Annotated in this window: 2 protein-coding genes and 1 pseudogene; 1 reads left to right on the plus strand and 2 read right to left on the minus strand. The window is 67.8% G+C overall.

Features of this window, described 5'->3' with window-relative positions; translation table 11 throughout:
• Positions 1-54 precede the first annotated feature (54 nt).
• A complete protein-coding gene (locus AB1L88_RS26820; protein ID WP_367099794.1) occupies positions 55-1,509 on the plus strand; it encodes an IS66 family transposase in 1,455 nt (484 codons plus the stop codon).
• Here the strand turns inward: AB1L88_RS26820 and AB1L88_RS26825 are convergent.
• Positions 1,502-1,726, minus strand: coding sequence for a hypothetical protein (locus tag AB1L88_RS26825; protein WP_367099795.1), 225 nt, complete (start codon positions 1,724-1,726; stop codon positions 1,502-1,504). The genes AB1L88_RS26820 and AB1L88_RS26825 overlap by 8 nt on opposite strands.
• A gap of 11 nt (positions 1,727-1,737) precedes the next feature.
• Positions 1,738-2,049: pseudogene (locus AB1L88_RS26830) on the minus strand (filamentous hemagglutinin); the annotation flags it as partial.

The following is a 2,049-nucleotide window of genomic DNA, read 5'->3' on the forward strand; positions in this document are numbered from 1 at the left end:
GTAGCCGTTCACGGGCCCGAACTACTTGTGCAGTAGGCTCGTAGAATCCGGTATATGAGCCCTCACCCTTCGATCCCCGAATCGCTCTGGGACACCGTCCCGCCGGAAGCCCAGGCGGGCATCCTGGCCGCCATCGCCTCCTTGGAGAAGCGGATCGCCGATCTGGAGGCCAGGCTCAACCAGAACTCCACCAACTCCTCCAAGCCCCCCTCGACCGATCCGCCCGCAGTGAAGGTCAAGCGGCGACCTCCGGCCCCGCCAACCGGGCGGAGGCGAGGCGGCCAACCTGGTCATAAGCGACATACCCGGGCGCTCGTCCCACCCGGCCAGATCCGGGAGACCTTCGAGGTCAAGCCGACGCATTGCGGGCGCTGTGGCACCACCCTCCAGGGGCATGATCCCGATCCGGCGCGGCATCAGGTCGCCGAGATCCCGCCGGTGCGACCCGACGTCGATGAGTACCGCCTCCACCGGCTGACTTGCTCGTGCTGCGGGGCCGCAACGCGGGCGGAACTGCCCGCAGGAATCCCGGCCGGCCCCTTCGGCCCCCGCCTGCGGGCGATCCTGGCGATGTTCGCCGGGTCGTACCGCCTGGCCAAGCGACCGATCCAGCAGCTGGCCTCCGACCTGTTCGGGCTGGACGTCTCGCTGGGGATGATCTCCAAGCTGGAGCGCCGCGCCGCCGAGGTGCTGGGGCCGGTGGTCGCCGAGGTGGCCGCCGCGATCAAGGCGGCCCCGTCGGCCCACATCGACGAGACCTCGTGGTCCGAAGGCAACGAGAAGGCGTGGCTCTGGGTCGGCCGGACCGACGACCTGACGGCCTTCACGATCGCCGACAACCGGGGCGCCGACGTGGCCCGCTCGATCCTCGGGACCGACGAGGCGAAGGTCGTCATCAGCGACCGCTTCCCCAGCTACGACTGGATCGAGCGACACCAGTATTGCTGGTCGCATCTCCGCAGGGATTTCCAGGCGATGATCGATCGCCGGGACGGGGGCTCGGCGGTGGGTGCGGACCTGCTCGCGGCCTCGAACCGGCTGTTCCACTGGTGGCACAAGTACCGCGACGGGGAGATGGCCTGGAGCACCTTCCTGGGCTATGCCCGCCCGATCCGGTGGGGCGTCCGGCAGGCGCTGGGCCGGGGCGCCTCCTGCGCCAGCGCGAAGACGGCGGCGACCTGCCGGATGCTGCTGGAGGGCGAGGAGCACCTGTGGACGTTCCTGCGGGTGCAAGGGATCGAGCCGACGAACAACGCGGCGGAGCGGGCGCTGCGGCACGCCGTCTTGTGGCGCAAGTCGAGCGGCGGCACGGCGAGCGGGCGGGGAAGCCGGTTCGTCGAGCGGGCGTTGACTGTGGCGGCGACGTGCCGCCAGCAGGGCCGGAACGTCCTGGAGTTCCTGACCGGCTGCTTCCGGGCCCCGATGCTCGGCGTGCACCTCCCCTCGCTGCTACCGCAGGCCGAGCGACTGCTTGAAGGGCCCCGGCCGTCAGTGGCCGTCGTCAACTGACGTCGATCGACCTGAGGTAGCCACGCTCGTTGAAGACGATCGTGACGAGCCCGTGGACGGAGTTGACGGTAAGGACCTTGTTGGCGAACTCTTCATCGAGTGCGGGCGTCCCGTCGTCATTCGGGTCGTCGAACCGGATCTGAAGGAACTGATCGGGATCGCCCGGGCCCTTCTCCTTGAGGAGCCTGCGAAGGTCCTGTATGTGGATCGTCTCCATGTGGGCGTCCCTTACGGCAGTGGTATGAACTCGCCTCGTCCGACGGAGTTCGCGATGTTGCGCTCCTGGATCGGGCCGACCGAGATGATCTCGAACTTATCACGGGCTACGGTGACCCGCAGCAACTTACCATCGACCTCTTGGATGACATTGATGTTATTGCTGCGTGCGTCCCAGAACCTTCGGGCGGACGGGTTGTTGGCGAGCTGGTTGATGTCGTCAGCGGTCAACTTGCCTTGTAGACGGCCCATGCGAGGATCTGCAAGCTGGCCCGACACGCGTGGGTTGAGCGACCAGCGCGGCGTTGCCCCGTGAACGGGTAC

Source organism: Tautonia sp. JC769, from assembly GCF_040717455.1.
In the GTDB taxonomy this organism is placed as follows: Bacteria; Planctomycetota; Planctomycetia; order Isosphaerales; family Isosphaeraceae; genus Tautonia.

Excerpts from the sequence above, each read along its gene's own strand:
- AB1L88_RS26820 (WP_367099794.1), top strand. The coding sequence starts at position 55 with ATGAGCCCTCACCCTTCGATCCCCGAATCGCTCTGGGACACCGTCCCG.
- AB1L88_RS26825 (WP_367099795.1), bottom strand. The coding sequence starts at position 1,726 with ATGGAGACGATCCACATACAGGACCTTCGCAGGCTCCTCAAGGAGAAG.